Below are 16,405 nucleotides of genomic sequence, written 5' to 3'. Positions count from 1 at the left end.
CCTAAGTCTGCCCCTCCTCCAGCCACCCCAGCACCGACCGGTCACCCGTCAGGTCGCGAACCGCGAACCGGGCGAACAACTCCTCGGCGTACCACCGATCGGTCGGGGTGCGTGCGATCACCGCACGGTGTTCCGGCTGACGGTACGCGAACCGGGTCAGGTCCGCCGCATCCCGCCACAGGCTGACCGTGCCCTGCCAGCCGACCGGCGCCTCGCCGATGCCGAACGTGGCCAGCAGCCCGGGGGCTCGCCGGACCTCGCGGGCCACCGGTGCGATCGCCCGATAGAACGCCATCGCCCTGGTGGGGCGCAAGCGGGCACGGGTCAGCGCGAGCGTCAAGCCGCCGGATTCACGGCGTTGCGGGAGGAATGGCGTTTTGCCCGACCAGGTGCCGCGGCTGGTCAGCGGCTCGAGGTCGACCGTGGCGCGCTCGACCGCGAGTCGGTCCCAGGTCGGGTATCCGACCGGCGTGTCGCTGACGGTTATCGCCGCGTACCGCGTCAGGTCCGCATTTTTCGGCTGAAAGCCATCGCCAGTGCCCATGAACTTGACAAATCGGACGCCCGGCGGCGTGCGACGGAAGGCGATGCGCAGCCAGGCGGCGCCGACCCGGTGGCGGGGCACCCGCCACACGTGCAGCGTGACCGGCATGCGGCCTCAGGCCACCTCGGTGGGCGTGCCCGCGGTGACCCGGACCAGCTCGTCGTACGAGATCGGGAAGACCGCCCGCGGCACGCCGCCGGCCGCCCAGATCACCTCGTATCGCGCGAGGTCGACGTCGACCAGCGTGCGCACCGGCTTGGGGTGGCCGAGCGGGGCGACCCCGCCGATCGCCTGGCCGGTGTGCTCGCGGACGAATTCCGGGGTGGCCCGGCGCAGCTTCGCGATGCCCAGCGCGGACGCGACCTTGGCGGTGTCCACCCGGTGCGCGCCCGAGGTGAGCACCAGCAGCGGCTCACCCTCGGCGTCGAAGATCAGCGAGTTGGCGATCTGGCCGACCTCGACGCCGAGCGCCTCGGCGGCGGCCACCGCGGTGTGCACGGCGTCGTCCAGGACCACGACCTGGGCGGTGTGCGCGCCGGCCGCCTCCAGGGCCTCGCGCACGGCGACCACGTTCGGATGCTGTTCCATGCCGTTCATTCTTCAACCAGGGCCTTGCCGAACACCCACGGGGCAATGCCGTCGATGAAGTCATGCGGGAAGCCGCGGCGGAAATCGGTCGCCGCGGTCAGCCGGTCGACCTGCTCGGCGGCGAGTTTCACGTCGATCGCGCCCAGGTTGTCGGTGAGCTGGGGGAGCGAGCGGGCGCCGATGATCGGGACGATCGCCGTCGAGCGCGCGACCGTCCAGGCGATGGCGACCTGCGACGGGGTGGCGCCGATCTCGTCGGCGACGGATTCCACCGCTTCGGCCGCGGCGCGCTGCTGATCGTTGAGCGTCGCCGCGTCGTGCCGCGTCGGGCCCGTCAGATTTTTACTGTATTTTCCGGACAAGATGCCTCCGGCTAGCGGGCTCCAAGCGGTCACCCCCAGGCCCAGCGACTCGGCCATCGGCAGCAACTCCCGCTCGATGTCCCGGTCGATCACGTTGTAGGGCACCTGGAGCGCGGTCAGCGGGTTCCACCCGTGCCACTCCGCGAGCGTCTGACCGCGGGCGACCACCCACGCCGGCGCGTCGGAAATACCAACATAAAGGACCTTTCCCGACCGTACGGCGTCGTCCAGCGCCCGCATCGTCTCCTCGATCGGGGTCGACGCGTCCCAGACATGCACCCAATACAGATCCAGGTAGTCGGTGCGCAGCCGGCGCAGGCTGGTCTCGAGGGAGTGGCGCAGGTTCTTCCGGGCGTTGCCGCCGGCGTTCGCGTCGTCCACGTTCCGGCTGGTCGTGTACTTGGTGGACAGCACGAACGACTCGCGGCGGCCGGCCAGCAGCTCGCCGAGGATCTCCTCGCTGCGCCCCTCCCGGTAGTTGATCGCGGTGTCGATCGCGTTGCCGCCGGCCTCGGCGTACGCATCGACGATCTTGCGACACTCCTCGATCGGCGCGCCGACGCCGCCCTGCTCGCCGAAGGTCATCGCGCCGAGGATCAGTTCGGACACGCGCAGGCCGCTGGTGCCGAGGGTCCGGTATCTCATACCGTCCGTTCTACCCCTCGGCGCCACCGGTTTTTCCCAAGCCGACGGCCTCGGCGCTGGCGTCCCAGAGCCGGGCGGCGAGCGCCGGGTCGGCAGCGTGCGGCCGCGGCTGCCGCACCCGGTGGCCGACGTAGTAGCCGCCGTTGACCAGCTCGTCCTCGGGCGCGGTGATCAGCCAGGCCAGCAGCGCGCCGGCCTTCTCCGGCGAGACCAGGAACGGGGCGTACTTGTAGAAGAGCCGCATCGCCCGGCCGTAGCCGAAGTTGGTACGCACCACGCCCGGGTGGAAAGAGACGCTGGTCACGTCCGGCCAGCGGCGGTGTGCCTCGGCGGCGAACAGGATGTTGGCCGACTTGGTGGCGCCGTAGGCGCGGAACGCGCGGTAGTTCGCCGGCTCGCCGACCAGGTCGTCCGGGTCGGGCGCGCCGGAGCTGTGCGCGTCCGAGGCCGTGTTCACCACCCGCTTGCCGGTCAGCCGCTCGCGCAGCAGGTTGGTCAGCAGGAACGGGGCGAGGTGATTGCCCTGCATGGTGGCCTCGTAGCCGTCCTTGGTCCGCCGGTACCCGGCGATGATGCCGCCGGCGTTGTTCGCCAGGACGTCGATGCTCGGGTACGTCTCGAGCAGGTGGGCGGCGAGCGCGCGTACGTCGTCGAGATCTTCGAAATCGGCGCGGAACTGTCCCGGCTCGCGCCCGTTGCCCGCGGTCCTGACCTTGGCCACGGCCGCCGCCAGGCGGTCGGCGTTGCGGCCGATCACCACGACCTGGTCGCCCTGGGCGGCCAGTTGCTCGGCGGCCGCGAGGCCGACGCCCGAGCTCGCCCCCGTGATCACGACGGTCCGGTCCATCCGTGTCCTCCAACGCTCATCGATTTGTCGCACCCGTAGGGCATCCTGGCACCTGTCAGTCGCCGGGCCCAGTGGAGCGTGGATGAGCACCGAGATCAATGTGCCGGCCGTGGTGGCCAGCCCCGAGCGGCCGCATGTGCCGGGTCATCGGGTCAGCCGCTGGCTGCTCGCCCACCGGGTGCAGCCGGTCGGCCCCGAGTCCGCGCAGACCGACCACGAGCAGGCCTGGTGGAAGGTGATGTGCCTGACCGGGGTCGACTACTTCTCCACGCTGTCCTATCTGCCGGCGATCGCGGCGCTCGCGGCCGGCGCGCTCTCCCCGCTGGCCACCCTGCTGATCGTGGCACTGACCCTGTTCGGCATGCTGCCGATGTATCGGCGGGTCGCCCGGGAGAGTCCGCACGGTCAGGGCTCGGTGGCGATGCTCGAGCACCTGCTGCCGTTCTGGCGGGGCAAGGTGTTCGTGCTGGTCCTGCTGGGCTTCGTGTGCACGTCGTGGATCATCACGATCACCCTGTCGGCGGCCGACGCCACCGTCCACATGTCGGAAAATCCGTATCTACCGGGTTTTCTGCATGGCCACGCCGTACTCATCACGGTGGTCCTGCTCTTGATCTTGGGGTTTGTCTTCCTGCTCGGCTTCAGCGAGGCGGTCGGCGTGGCGATCCCGCTGGTCGCGGTCTTCCTCGCGCTCAATGCGGTGATCACCGTGGTCGGCCTCGCCGACGTCTTCACGACGCCCGGCGTGCTGTCCCGCTGGACCGACGCGCTCACGTCCTCCGGCGGCGGCTTCCTCGGCGTCGTCGGGCCGTCCATCCTGGCCTTCCCGGCCCTGGTCCTGGGCCTGTCCGGCTTCGAGACCGGGGTCAGCATGATGCCGCTGATCAAGGCGGGCAACCAGGAGGAGCGCATCCGCAACACCCGCAAGCTGCTCACCACGGCCGCGCTGATCATGAGCGTCTACCTGATCGCAACCAGCTTCGTCACCACCGTGCTGATCCCGAAGGAGCAGTTCCAGCCGGGCGGCCAGGCGAACGGGCGGGCCCTGGCCTACCTCGCGCACGCCAAGCTCGGCGAGGGCTTCGGCACCGTCTACGACATCAGCAGCATCCTGATCCTCTGGTTCGCGGGCGCCTCGGCGATGGCCGGCCTGATCAACATCGTGCCCCGCTACCTGCCCGGCTACGGCATGGCACCCGAGTGGGGCCGGGCGGTGCGCCCGGTCGTGCTGGTCTACACCGCGATCAGCATCGGCATCACGCTGGTCTTCCAGGCCGATGTGGACGCGCAGGCCGGCGCGTATGCCACCGGCATCCTGGCGATGATGGTCTCCGGGGCGGTCGCGGTCACGATCTCCGCCCTTCGGGCGAAACAGCGGGGAGCCACCGTCGGCTTCGCGATCCTCACCCTGATCCTGCTGTACGCGCTGGGCGACAACATCATCGAGAAACCCGACGGCATCGCCATCTCCGCGGTGTTCGTGGCCGGCATCATCCTGGTCTCGCTGGTGTCCCGGGTCAGCCGGACGACGGAGCTGCGCGCCGAGCGGATAGAGCTGGACGAGCCGGCCCGCCGGTACATCGCCGACTCGATCGTCAACGACGGCGAGCTGGACATCGTGACCAACCGGCGGCAGCGCGGCGACGGGGCGGAGTATGCGTCCAAGGAGAGCGAGCAGCGCCGGACGAACCCGGTGCCCGGCCGGCACGACGTGCTGTTCCTCGAGGTGGATGTGGTCGACCCGTCGAAGTTCAGCGAGGTGCTCGAGGTGCGCGGGGTGGCGGTCGACGGCCACCGGGTGCTGCGGGTGCAGAGCCCGGCCGCGCCGAACGCGATCGCCGCGGTGCTGCTCGCCCTGCGCGACGCGACCGGCGTGATCCCGCACTGCTACTTCGCGTGGGCCGAGGGCAGCCCGCTGGCGCACCTGTTCCGGTATCTGCTGCTCGGCCGCGGCGACACGGCGCCGGTGGTGCGCGAGATCATCCGCCAGAGCGAGCCCGATCCGTCCCGTCGGCCGGTGATTCACGTGGGCGGAGTCTAGATTCTCTGACCGTAGTCAGAGATTATGGAGGCGTGGACCAGATCGAGCTCGTACGCGACTTCAACCGGTACTACACGCGGCGCCTCGGGGTGCTGGGCGATCACTACCTCGGGTTGTCCCGGCCGTGGAGCGAGTCCCGGCTGCTCTTCGAGATCGGGCCGGACGGGGTCGACGTGCGCGAGCTGCGCCGCCGGCTCGGGCTCGACTCGGGGTTCGTGAGCCGGATGCTGCGGTCGCTCGCCGACCAGGGGCTGGTGGAGGTGCGGCCGCACCCGCAGGACGGCCGGGTGCGGGTCGCGGCGCTGACCACGGCCGGGCTCGACGCTCGGGACGAGCTCGACGTGCGGGCCCGGGAGAGCGTGGGGGCGCTGCTCGGGCAGCTCACGGCCGGCCAGCGCGACCGGCTGGTGGCGGCGCAGGAGCAGGTGCGGCGGCTGCTGCGGATGGCGACCGTGGAGATCTCGGCGATTCCCGACGACTCGCCCGCCGCGCGGTTCTGCCTGCGGGAGTATGCGGCCGAGCTCGACGGGCGGTTTCCCTCCGGGTATTCGGAGAGCGCGCTGCTGCGGCCGGGGGAGCTGGCGGTCACCGGGGGCGAGTTCCTGGTGGCGATGGAGGAGTCCGCGCCGATCGGGTGCGGGATCTGGCAGCCGCTCGCCGGTGAGCCTGGTTCTGTGGCAGAAATTCGGCATGTCTGGATAAGTCAGTCCTGCCGAGGGCTGGGGCTCGGCCGGCGGCTGCTCTCGGAGCTGGAGAGCCGGGCCGGTGAGCAGGGGTATCGCACGTTCCGGCTGGGCACGCACACGGCGTTGCCCGAGGCTGCGGCGCTGTACCGGAGTCACGGATACCGGGAGATCCCGCTCTACGACCTCAAGGGGTACAACCAGCTCGCCTTCGAAAAGGTTTTGCCGTAGCCGGGGTGCCGCGGGCGCGTTTTTGTCGTACAGGCGTGCTAGTGTCTTCGGTAGTTAGAACGGATGTTCGAAGCCTTCCTTCCAGGCTCCGGCGTCCGGGATGACGCCGGGAGTGACGTTTCGCGGCTTTGCTCCCGGGTGTGGCACCCGCGAAGTGCCGCACGAGAGGTTCCGGGCATTCGCGGGTCCGGCGCCCTCAGACAAGGCAGGACCGTCGCCCACTGCCCCCCGACCCCCGGGTGGTGGGCGGCGGACCCGCCGGCAAGGTCCGGCCGGGTGTGGTGTGGGGAAGCTTCACGCCCGGCCGGCTCGCCCACACGGGCGCTGCGTCTTCCTCCGCAGCGATCGGTTCGACAGCGATCGGTTCGGCACGGCACGTCGGATGCGACACACGCGAGGAGACAAGACCTATGGCGAGCACTACGGCGCCGGCCCTCATACGGGCGCCCGGCCTGGCACATGCGCCCACCGCGGCCGTCCAGGCGGAGGCGCCCACGGTCCCGGCGCACATGCTGCCGCACCGCACCCCTGCCCAACTGCTGGCCATCGCCCGGCAGGGGCTCACTGAGGCGGCGCTGACCCGGCCCGACGGCCTCCGCTACGCGGCCGCGCATCTGGCCGCCCTGCGTGCCGCGGCGGCCGTGCTGGCCGCCCGCGCCCGCCCGGCCGCCCCCACCCGCCGCAGCCGCGTGACGAGCGTCTGGTCGCTGCTGGTCCTGGTGGCCCCCGAGTTCACCGACTGGGCCGGCTATTTCGCCCTGGGCGCCACCAAGCGCGCCGCGGCCGAGGCCGGCATCCCGCGCGTGGTGAGTCCCCGGGAGGCCGACGACCTCCTGAGAGCAGCCGAGCAGTTCGTCACCGTGGTCGAGTCGTCCCTGGGCCTGGCCTACCAGCCACCCTTGGCCGCCTGACCGAGCCCACACAAGCCCACCGACCCGCCCGCTAGCGCCTCCGGCATCTGTTCGCGCCTGGGCCCCGCTGTTCGGCTGGCTTGCTCGTTCGGCTGGCTTGCTCGTTCGGTTGGCTTGCTCGTTCGGTTGGCTTGCTCGTTCGGTTGGCTTGCTCGTTCGGCTGGCCCGCCGGTTCGGCAGGCCCGCCACATTGTCGCTTCGCGCAGGTTGCCGCCATGTCGGCCGGCGCCGCCCATGGCGCCCGCCGCGGTGGTTGCGCGGCGCGGGCTGCGCGGCTTGTCGACTGGGGCCGCGCGCGCGACATGGCGAGTTGGCCGGCCGCGGCACGGGTGGGGTGGCTTGTTGGCTGGCCTGGCGCGGCACAGGTGGCGTGGCTTTTGGCCGGCGTGGTGCGGCTGCGTGGCGCTGGAGGTCTGCCGCGTGGGCTGGCTGGCGCGAGTGGCGTGGCGCGGGCTGTTTGCCTGCCGCGTTGGCTGAGTGGCGCGGGCGGCGCGGGGGCGGGTGGCGTGGGCCGGGCGGCGCGGGGCGGGCGGCGTGGGCTGTTGCGCCGCGTTGCTGCGTGACGTGGGTCGCGTGGCGCGGGCTGTCTGCCGTGCTGGCCGACGTCGTGGGTGCAGCGTGCCGGGTCGGCTGGCGTGGCGCATGCGGGCTGCCGCGTTGGCTCGGCGTGGTGCGGGCTGCCGGGACAGTTCGGCTGGCTTTTGTGGGGCTGGCTTGTCGTTCGGCTGCTTGCCACACGGGCGTCCGCCACTTTGCCGGCCCAGCGAGCGTGACGCTCACCTTGGGTTGGGCCGGCTCACGCGGACGGGCTGCTGGCCCGTGCGGATCGGGAACGCGGCAACACGGCAACGCGGCAACGCGGCAACGCGGCAACGCGGCAAACACGGGAACAGGGGAACACGGGAACGCGGCAACACGGGAACACAGGAACGCGGCAACACGGGAACGCGGCAACACGGAGCGAGGCAGTGATGGCGGGACGCATGATCAGCGGTGCGGCCGCCCTTGCCGAGTTGGTTCGGGCGGCGGGTGAGACGGCGGAGCCGGGCGTGCACCGGGTGCTGCCGGTGGCGCCCGAGTTGAGTGGGCTGCTGCCGGGGCGCGGACTGCGCCGGGGCAGCACCGTCTCGGTTGCCACCGGGCGTTCGCAGCCGGCCGGCGGCGGGACGTCGCTGCTGCTCGCGTTGCTGTCCGAGGCTTCGCGTACCGGGTCCTGGTGCGCGGTGGTCGGGGTGCCCGCGCTGGGCGCGATCGCCGCCGCCGAGAGTGGCATCGTCCTCGACCGTCTCGCGCTCGTGCCCAACCCCGGACCCGAGTGGCCGACCGTGGTGGCCGCCCTGATCGACGGCGTCGACGTGGTGGTCGTGGCCGTGCCCGGCGGCGTGTCCCCGTCGATCGCGAGCCGCCTGGTGGCGCGGGCCCGGCAGCGGGGCTGCGTGCTGGTGCCATTCGGCCCGTGGGACGGCGCCGACGTGACCCTCCAGGTCACCGAGGGCCGCTGGGACGGACTCGGCCCGGGCCGGGGCCGCCTGCGCCGGCGCGAGGTGACCGTCCTGGCCCGCGGCCGCGGCGCGGCGGCCCGCCCACGAGAGGCCACGATGTGGCTGCCGGGGGTCACCGTCCGCCCGTTCACCCTCCCGCCCACACCCACCACTTCGGACCACCGCCCCGACCAGACCGACCTCCCGTCCGTCCCCGAGCCTGCGCCGGAGCTCCCGCAACAGCCCCCGGCCGCAACGGCCACCGCACGTCCGGTCCCGGCCGCGACCTCTCGACCGAAGCGCAGGGCTCGGCCGGCCACCGTTTGGTCCGCTTCCGGGCCGGTGGCGCGTGAGCGGCTCTCGGTGGTGTGACGTGGGTGGGGAGGGACGGACGCTTCTGGTCTGGTGTCCGGACTGGGCGGTGGTGGCGGCCGAGATCGTCGACGGGGTCGATGGGGCCGGGGCGGTTGTCGTGCTCAAGGAGAACCGGGTGGTGGCGTGTTCGGCGGCGGCGCGGCTGGAGGGCGTACGGCAAGGGTTGCGGCGGCGGGAGGCGCAGAGCCGGTGTCCGCGGCTGGTTGTCGTCGAGCATGACCCGGGGCGGGATGCCCGGGCGTTCGAGCCGGTGGTGGCCGCCGTGGAAGAGGTCGCGGTGGGGGTGGAGGTGATCCGGCCGGGGAGTTGTGCGCTCGCCGCGCGCGGGCCGGCCCGGTACTTCGGTGGGGAGGAGGCCGCGGCCGAGCGGATCGTCGAGCAGATCGCCGAGGCCTGTGCGGTGGAGAGTCAGGTGGGGATCGCGGACGGGGTGTTCGCGGCGGGGCTGGCCGCTCGGGAGGGGCAGGTCGTCGCGGCCGGGCGGACCGCCGCGTTCCTGGCCGGGATACCGATCGCGGCGCTGGAGCGGCCCGAGCTGGTCGACCTGCTCAAGCGGCTGGGGATCAAGACGCTCGGGGACTTCGCGCGGCTGCCGGCGGGGGACGTGCTGAGCCGGTTCGGGTTCGACGGGGCGCTCGCGCATCGGCTCGCCTCGGGGCGGGACCATCGGCCGCTCGCGGTTCGGCGGCCGCCGCCCGATCTGGACGTCGCCGACACCTTCGACGAGCCGCTGGAGCGGGTGGACGTGGCCGCGTTCGCCGGCAAGGTGCTGGCCGAGCGCCTGCACGAGCGGCTCGCCGCGCACGGGCTCGCCTGCACCCGGCTCGGCATCGAGGCGGTCACCGCGGACGGCCAGGAACTGCACCGGGTCTGGCGGCACGACGGCACGCTGACCTCGGCGGCGATCGCCGAGCGGGTGCGCTGGCAGCTGGACGGCTGGCTCACCGGGGCGCGTCGCGGGGCGCCCGCCCGGCCCACCGCGGGGCTGGTGCGGCTGCGGCTCGTGCCGGACGGGGTGATCGTCCACCTCGGACTCCAGCCGGGGCTCTGGGGTGACGCCGGGGCGGACCGGGAGCGGGCGCACCGGGCGTTCAGCCGGGTGCAGGGCCTGCTCGGGCCGGAGGCGCTGGTCACGGCGGTGCTCGGTGGCGGACGCTCGGCCGACGACCAGGTGCGCTTCGTCCCGTGGGGCGACGAACGGGAACCGGCCAGGCCCGCCGCCCCGCACGCCGAGCCCATCCCGGACGTCACCACCATCCCGATCCTGGCCCGCTCCGACGCGCCCGTCCTCAACCTGTTCGCCGCACCCCATGATATGGCGATAAATCAGGACACGAGTGCGGGGGAGGAGGGCACGGATTCGGCCGAGGTGATCCACCTGGCGGCCCGCCGAGCGGCTCGAGCCGCCCAGCATGAAGAAAAGCCGACGCAGAGGGGAGGCGGTGGTACGACGAGTGGATTCACGGTGGTCACCGTGCCATCCGCGCGCCGCAAAGGGCGTCGGCCGACCACCCCGCCGGCCGCGCTGCCGCCGTGGCCCGGGCGGATCCCCAAACCCGCCCCCGCGGTGGTCCCGCCGCAACCCCCACCAGCGGTGGTCCTCGACGACACCGGCACCCCGGTCGGCGTCAGCGCCCGCCTCGAACTGACCGGCGCCCCCGCCGCCCTGATCGTCGAGCGTGGACACCCCATCCCGATCAGCGGCTGGGCCGGCCCCTGGCCGATCGACGAGCGCTGGTGGGCGGCGGGCGAGGGCCGCCGGCGGGCGCGCTTCCAGGTGCGACTCGAGGACGGCCGCGCGCTGCTGCTTTCGCTGGAGGGCGGCCACTGGGCGGTGGAGGCCATCTATGACTGACGGGACGGAGTAGGGGATGGGCTTTCACAACCCGAAGAAGTCGTGGAAGGAGCTGGAGTCCGAGCTGACCGGCCGGCCGGTCACGCCGCCGACCGGCGACGGCATCCGGCAGATCGGCCAGCAGACGCCCAAGCCGTTCGCGGTCGACCCGCTCGCCGTCGACGCGGACGGTGGGGATTCACCGGTATGGAGCCGCAAACGCCAGCCCTACCAGGCGCCGGCGATCGTCAGAAAAGAGCAGACCACCCCGTACGCCGAACTGCACTGTCACACCAACTTCAGCTTCCTCGACGGCGCCAGCCACCCCGAGGAGCTCGCCGAGGAGGCGGCCCGCCTCGGCCTGACCGGGCTGGCCGTCACCGACCACGACGGCTTCTACGGCGTGGTCCGCTTCTCCGAGGCGGCCCGCGACCTCGACCTGCCCACGATCTTCGGGGCCGAGCTGTCCCTGGGTTTGTCCCAACCGCAGAACGGCGAGCCCGACCCCGAGGGGCAACACCTGCTGGTGCTGGCCAAGGACGCGGCCGGCTACGCCACGCTGGGCAGCCTGATCGGCGAGGGCCAGCTCACCGGCGGCGAGAAGGGCAAGCCCGACTACGGGACCATCAACAAGATCGCCGAGCGTCTGAAGGACCACGTCATGGTGCTGACCGGCTGCCGCAAGGGTCTGGTCCCGCACGCGCTGGCCACCGGCGGCATCGAGGCGGCCGTCCGCCAACTCGACCAGCTGAGCGACCTCTTCGGGACCGGCAACGTCGTGGTCGAGCTGACCGACCACGGCGATCCGTACGACGGTGATCGCAACGACGTGCTTTACCAGCTCGCGCGGCGCCGGGGGGTGAAAACCGTCGCCACCAACAACGTGCACTACGCGACCCCGGCCCGGCGCCGGCTGGCCACCGCGGTCGCCGCGGTCCGGGCCCGGCGCAGCCTCGACGAGATCGACGGCTGGCTGCCCGCGGCCGGCGCCGCCCACCTGCGCAGCGGCGCCGAGATGGCCCGCCGGTTCGGCGACTACCCGGGCGCGGTCGAGTTCGCCGTCGAGCTGGGCGCCGCGCTCGCCTTCGACCTGCAACTGGTCGCACCGCAGCTGCCCGCGTTCCCGATTCCCGAGGCGGGCCACACCGAGATGAGCTGGCTGCGCGAGCTGACCATGCGCGGCGCCCGGGCCCGGTACGGCCTGCCCGAGGAGGTGCCGGAGGTCTACACGAAGCTCGACTACGAGCTGGCGATGATCGAGGAGCTGGACTTCCCCGGCTACTTCCTGGTCGTCTACGACATCGTCAAGTTCTGCAAGGACAACGACATCTACTGCCAGGGGCGGGGCTCGGCGGCGAACTCGGTGGTCTGCTACGCGCTGGGCATCACCAATGTGGACGCCTTCGAGTACGACCTGGTCTTCGAGCGGTTCCTGGCGCCGGAGCGGGACGGCCCGCCGGACATCGACGTGGACATCGAGTCCGATCGCCGGGAAGAGGTCATCCAGCATGTCTACGAAAAGCACGGGCGCCGGCACACCGCCCAGGTCGCCAACGTCATCTCCTACCGGCCGCGGTCCGCCGTACGGGATATCGCCAAGGCTTTTGGATTCTCACCCGGGCAGCAGGACGCGTGGAGCAAACAGATCGACCGCTGGGGCGACGTGGCCACCGTGGACATCGACGACATTCCGGAGCAGGTCGTCGCGTACGCCAATGAACTGCAGACCTTTCCCCGCCATCTCGGGATCCACTCCGGCGGCATGGTGATCTGCGACCGCCCGGTCAGCGAGGTGTGCCCGGTCGAGTGGGGCCGGATGCCCGGGCGCACCGTCCTGCAGTGGGACAAGGACGACTGCGCCGCGATCAACCTGGTCAAGTTCGACCTGCTGGGCCTGGGCATGCTGTCCGCGCTGCACTACGCGTTCGACATGATCGACGGCAAGCTCGACTTCGGCGACATCCGCCCGTCCGACCCCGAGGTCTACGACATGCTGTGCCGGGCCGACTCGGTCGGGGTGTTCCAGGTGGAGAGCCGGGCACAGATGGCCACCCTGCCCCGGCTCAAGCCGCGGGTCTTCTACGACCTGGTGGTGGAGGTGGCGCTGATCCGGCCGGGCCCGATCCAGGGCGGCTCGGTGCACCCGTACATCCGGCGTAAGAACGGCGTCGAGAAGTGGGAGATGCCGCATCCCACGATGACCCGGGCGCTGCAGAAGACGCTGGGCGTGCCGCTCTTCCAGGAGCAGCTGATGCAGCTCGCGATGGACTCGGCCGGGTTCAGCCCGCTCGAGGCGGACAAGCTGCGCCGGGCGATGGGCTCGAAACGCTCGGTGAAGCGGATGGAGGAAATGCGTGAGCGACTGTACGAGGGGATGGCCGCGAACGGGATCATCGGGGACCTGGCCGACGACCTCTACGTGAAGCTGTGCGCGTTCGCGAACTACGGCTTCCCGGAGAGCCACGCGATCAGCTTCGCGTACCTGGTCTACGTCAGTGCCTGGCTCAAGCGCTACCACCCGGCCGCGTTCTGCGCCGCGCTGCTGAACGCGCAGCCGATGGGCTTCTACTCGCCGCAGTCGCTGGTGGACGACGCCCGCCGGCACGGTGTGGAGGTGCGCCGGCCGGACATCAACCTCAGCGACGCCAAGGCGACCCTGGAGACCACGCCGGAGACCCGGCACCAGAGCGAGAAGGAAGAGCCGCCGCACGCTTGGGGACTGCAGGGTCCGGCCGTCCGCCAAGGGCTTTCCAGCGTGCGTACGGTGGGGGACGAGCTGGCCAAGTCGATCGAGCAGGAGCGGCGCGCCAACGGTCCGTATCGGAGCATGACGGATCTCTCCCGGCGTACCGGCTGCACCGCCACCCACCTGGAGGCGCTCGCCACCGCCGACGCGTTCGCGAGTTTCGGCCTGTCCCGGCGGGAGGCGCTGTGGGCGGCCGGCGCGGCCGCACAGGACAAGCCAGACAAATTGCCGGGTACGGTGTCCGGGGCCGAGGCGCCGATGCTGCCCGGGATGAGCGACGTGGACCGGCTGGTCGCCGACGTGTGGGCGACCGGGCTGTCCCCGGAGGCGCACCCGGCCCAGTTCCTCCGGCCCGAGCTGGACCGGGTCGGCGCGCTGCGGATCGCCCAGCTGGGCGGGGTGGAGGCCGGCACCCGGATCCGGGTCGGCGGGATCGTCACCCATCGGCAACGGCCGGCCACCGCGGGCGGGGTGACCTTCGTGAACCTCGAGGACGAGACCGGGATGCTGAACGTGACCTGCTCGCCCGGCCTGTGGCAGCGGTACCGGCGGGTGGCGAAGACCAATAACGCGCTGATCGTGCGGGGCCGGCTGGAGAAGGCCGAGGGCGTGCTCAACCTGGTCGCCGACCGGATCGAGGGGGCCACCGCGCCGGTCACACCCGCGTCCCGCGACTTCCGGTAACCTACCCTTTTACCGGAAAAATCAGGACAAATCCATGATGCGTACGTCGATCGCCCTGGCCGCGGCCACCCTCTTCATCGCGAGCCCCGCCTTCGCGGGCTCACCCGGCCCCGGCTATTCGGGGGGTGGCGGCCGGGGCCCGGGAGCCGACCTGACCCTGACCTACCTGGCGGAGGCCGGCTTCGCGACGGCCGTGAAGCTCGAATGCGACCCGCCCGGCGGCGGCCACCCGAAACCGGCCGACGCGTGCGCCGAACTGGCCGCGGCCGGCGGTGACCCCGCCAAGATCGAGCCCGGGCACGGCGCCTGCATGATGATTTATGCGCCGATAACCGCCGAGATCACCGGCAAGTGGCACGGGACCGCGATCAACTGGCAGCGGACGTACGGGAACAGTTGCGAGATGCGTCGTGCGCTTGGGGTGTTGTTCGCCTTCTGACCCGGCCGCGTTCTCAGCCGGTGGGCGACGGGCCGATACGCTGCCCGTGTGGAAACCGGAACGACGCGAACTGCCCGGCCGCTCGTCAGCGCTCGCACCGCCGCCGTCTGGGCGGTGCTCCGGCGGGAACTGGACCGGCACGCCGGGCGCGAACTCACGGTGGTCGACGTCGGCGGGGGAACAGGCGGGTTCGCGGTGCCGCTCGCGCAGTCGGGCCACCGGGTCACCGTCGTGGACGCCAGCCCCGACGCGCTCGCCGCGCTCACCCGGCGGGCCGCCGACGCGGGCGTGGCCGAGCGGGTGCGCGCGGTGCAGGGCGACGGCGACGCGCTGGCCGGGCTGGTCGAGCCGGCGAGCGTCGACCTGATCCTGGCACACGCGGTGCTCGAGGTGGTCGATCAGCCGGCCGACGTGGTGGCGGCGGTCGCCGCGGCGCTGCGTCCCGGCGGCGCGGTCAGCGTGCTGGTGGCCGGCCGGGCCGCGGCCGTCCTCGGCCGGGCGATCAACGGGCACCTCCGGTCGGCGTCCGCGCTGGTCACCGATCCCGACGGGCGGGCCGGCGCGCGGGACACGCTGCGCCGCCGCTACGACGCGGAGAGTGCGGCGGATCTCTTGCGCTCGGCGGGCCTCGAGGTGGAGGAGACCCATGGCGTACGGGTGTTGACCGACCTGCTGCCGGCGGCCGTCGTCGAGGAGGACCCGCAGGCGCTGCTCGAACTCGAGTTGGCGCTGTCCGCCCGGCCCCCGTTCCGGGACATCGCCTCGCAACTCCACCTCTTCGCCCGCCGCCCGTGATCACCGAGGTCCCGGCCGACCACCTGCGGGCCGACGCGCTGACCCCGGTGCCCCCGGCGTACGGCCGCGGCAGCCTGGCGGACGTGCTGCCGAGCGTGTGCGCGGTGCTGGGCGTGCCCGGCGCGGTCGACGTGCTGGGACTGGCCGAGGCGCTGGACGGGGTCGACCGGGTGGCGGTGCTGCTCGTCGACGGGCTGGGCGAGTATCAGGTGCCGGTGGCCTCGGCGTACGCACCAGTCTTGAAAGATCTCGCGGCCGGGAGCCGCAGCCTGACCGCGGGTTTTCCCTCCACGACGCCGGTGAGCCTGGTGACCGTGGGGACCGGGGCGGTGCCGGGCGCGCACGGGGTGCTCGGGTTCACGACGCGGCGGCCGGACGGGCAGGTGCTCAACCACATCCTCTGGAAGGACGACCCCGATCCGCGGGCGTGGCAGCCGATTCCGACCCAGTTCGAGCGGGCCGGGGCGGCGGGGCTGGCGGTGACGGTGGTCAACAAGCCGGAGTACGCGGGGAGCGGGCTCAGCGTCTCGGCCAATCGAGGGGCCGTCTACCTCGGCGCCCCTTCCGCGGACGACCTCGCTGCCGGGATCTTGGCGGCCCTGGCGGCCGGGCCGGGGATCGTGTACGGCTATCACCCCGACCTCGATCACTACGGGCACGCGGACGGGGTGGACTCGCCGCGCTGGCGTTCCGCGGCGGGCGAGGTGGGAGTGCTGCTTGATCGTCTCGTGCACGGGTTGCCGGATCGGTCGGCGCTGTTGGTGATCGCTGATCATGGGCAGTTGAATGTGCCGGCTTCCGGGCGATTCGACCTCGCGGACAATTCGGATTTGTCCGCTGGAATCGTCGGGGTGGCCGGGGAACCTCGGGTTCGGTATCTCTATTGCGCGCCGGGTGCCCGGGAGGATGTGATCGCCGCCTGGCAGGGGGTCTTCGGGTCGTCGGCCTGGGTGCTGGCTCGCGAGGAGGCGATCGGGCGCGGGTTGTTCGGGGCGGTCGCCCCCGATCACGTCGACCGGATCGGGGAGGTCGTGGTGATCTGCCTCGAGCGCGTCGTCGCGCTGGCCACCGGGTGGGAGCCGCCGCAGGTCGGCAAGCTGATCGCCTACCACGGGTCGGTGACCGCCGCCGAGATGATGGTGCCGCTGCTGATCGCGCGCTGAGCTGCACGTTCCCCATTTTTGTCAGGGGGTGGGGCT

At 72.1% G+C, this 16,405-nt stretch carries 12 protein-coding genes and 1 pseudogene; 9 read left to right on the top strand and 4 right to left on the bottom strand.

The annotated features are described in order from the left end of the window. Nucleotide 1 precedes the first annotated feature (1 nt). The 4 genes from IH26_RS0129480 to IH26_RS0129465 are packed head-to-tail and all read right to left on the bottom strand — an operon-like array spanning nt 2 to nt 2,986. The gene (locus IH26_RS0129480) at nt 2–652 is read right to left on the bottom strand and encodes a hypothetical protein (RefSeq protein WP_030439510.1); all 651 of its coding nucleotides are present in this window, start codon (nt 650–652) and stop codon (nt 2–4) included. Nucleotides 653–658: 6 nt separating this feature from the next. Further along, entirely contained in the window at nt 659–1,132 is a 474-nt protein-coding gene (locus IH26_RS0129475) for a YbaK/EbsC family protein (RefSeq protein WP_030439509.1), read from the bottom strand. Nucleotides 1,133–1,137: 5 nt separating this feature from the next. Continuing rightward, nucleotides 1,138–2,139 (bottom strand): aldo/keto reductase, encoded by a 1,002-nt coding sequence (locus IH26_RS0129470; RefSeq protein ID WP_030439508.1) that lies wholly within the window; start codon nt 2,137–2,139, stop codon nt 1,138–1,140. Between the two features lie 10 nt (nt 2,140–2,149). Further along, on the bottom strand, nt 2,150–2,986 hold the full coding sequence (locus IH26_RS0129465) for an SDR family NAD(P)-dependent oxidoreductase (protein ID WP_030439507.1): 837 nt from the start codon (nt 2,984–2,986) through the stop codon (nt 2,150–2,152). Between the two features lie 82 nt (nt 2,987–3,068). On the opposite strand from IH26_RS0129465, the gene IH26_RS0129460 reads away from it, so the two are divergent. The 9 genes and pseudogenes from IH26_RS0129460 (at nt 3,069) to IH26_RS0129420 (ending at nt 16,369) form a co-directional block, all read left to right on the top strand. Continuing rightward, nucleotides 3,069–5,027 carry an APC family permease gene (locus IH26_RS0129460; RefSeq protein ID WP_030439506.1) on the top strand — a complete coding sequence of 653 codons (1,959 nt, stop codon included), beginning with the start codon at nt 3,069–3,071 and terminating at the stop codon, nt 5,025–5,027. 32 nt (nt 5,028–5,059) lie between these two features. Further along, complete coding sequence (locus tag IH26_RS0129455) at nt 5,060–5,941, top strand: bifunctional helix-turn-helix transcriptional regulator/GNAT family N-acetyltransferase (RefSeq protein ID WP_030439505.1); 882 nt, start codon at nt 5,060–5,062, stop codon at nt 5,939–5,941. Nucleotides 5,942–6,450: 509 nt separating this feature from the next. Then, nucleotides 6,451–6,852: an SAV_6107 family HEPN domain-containing protein gene (locus IH26_RS0129450; protein WP_211268775.1), complete on the top strand. Its 402-nt coding sequence runs from the start codon at nt 6,451–6,453 to the stop codon at nt 6,850–6,852. A gap of 971 nt (nt 6,853–7,823) precedes the next feature. Continuing rightward, nucleotides 7,824–8,465, top strand: a pseudogene (locus IH26_RS0129445) (hypothetical protein); the annotation flags it as partial. Nucleotides 8,466–8,706: 241 nt separating this feature from the next. Continuing rightward, on the top strand, nt 8,707–10,563 hold the full coding sequence (locus IH26_RS0129440) for a DNA polymerase Y family protein (protein WP_030439502.1): 1,857 nt from the start codon (nt 8,707–8,709) through the stop codon (nt 10,561–10,563). Between the two features lie 16 nt (nt 10,564–10,579). After that, complete coding sequence (locus IH26_RS0129435) at nt 10,580–13,972, top strand: error-prone DNA polymerase (RefSeq protein ID WP_030439501.1); 3,393 nt, start codon at nt 10,580–10,582, stop codon at nt 13,970–13,972. A gap of 34 nt (nt 13,973–14,006) precedes the next feature. Beyond that, complete coding sequence (locus tag IH26_RS0129430; protein ID WP_030439500.1) at nt 14,007–14,411, top strand: SSI family serine proteinase inhibitor; 405 nt, start codon at nt 14,007–14,009, stop codon at nt 14,409–14,411. Between the two features lie 48 nt (nt 14,412–14,459). Continuing rightward, complete coding sequence (locus IH26_RS0129425) at nt 14,460–15,206, top strand: methyltransferase domain-containing protein (protein ID WP_030439499.1); 747 nt, start codon at nt 14,460–14,462, stop codon at nt 15,204–15,206. Next, a complete protein-coding gene (locus tag IH26_RS0129420; protein WP_030439498.1) occupies nt 15,203–16,369 on the top strand; it encodes an alkaline phosphatase family protein in 1,167 nt (388 codons plus the stop codon). The genes IH26_RS0129425 and IH26_RS0129420 overlap by 4 nt, the downstream gene beginning before the upstream one ends. Nucleotides 16,370–16,405: the final 36 nt, after the last annotated feature.

This window comes from Actinoplanes subtropicus (genome assembly GCF_000721705.1).
Lineage (GTDB): Bacteria > Actinomycetota > Actinomycetes > Mycobacteriales > Micromonosporaceae > Actinoplanes > Actinoplanes subtropicus.
Note: the sequence above shows the minus strand (reverse complement) of the source record. Positions and strands in the feature narration are given on the sequence as shown.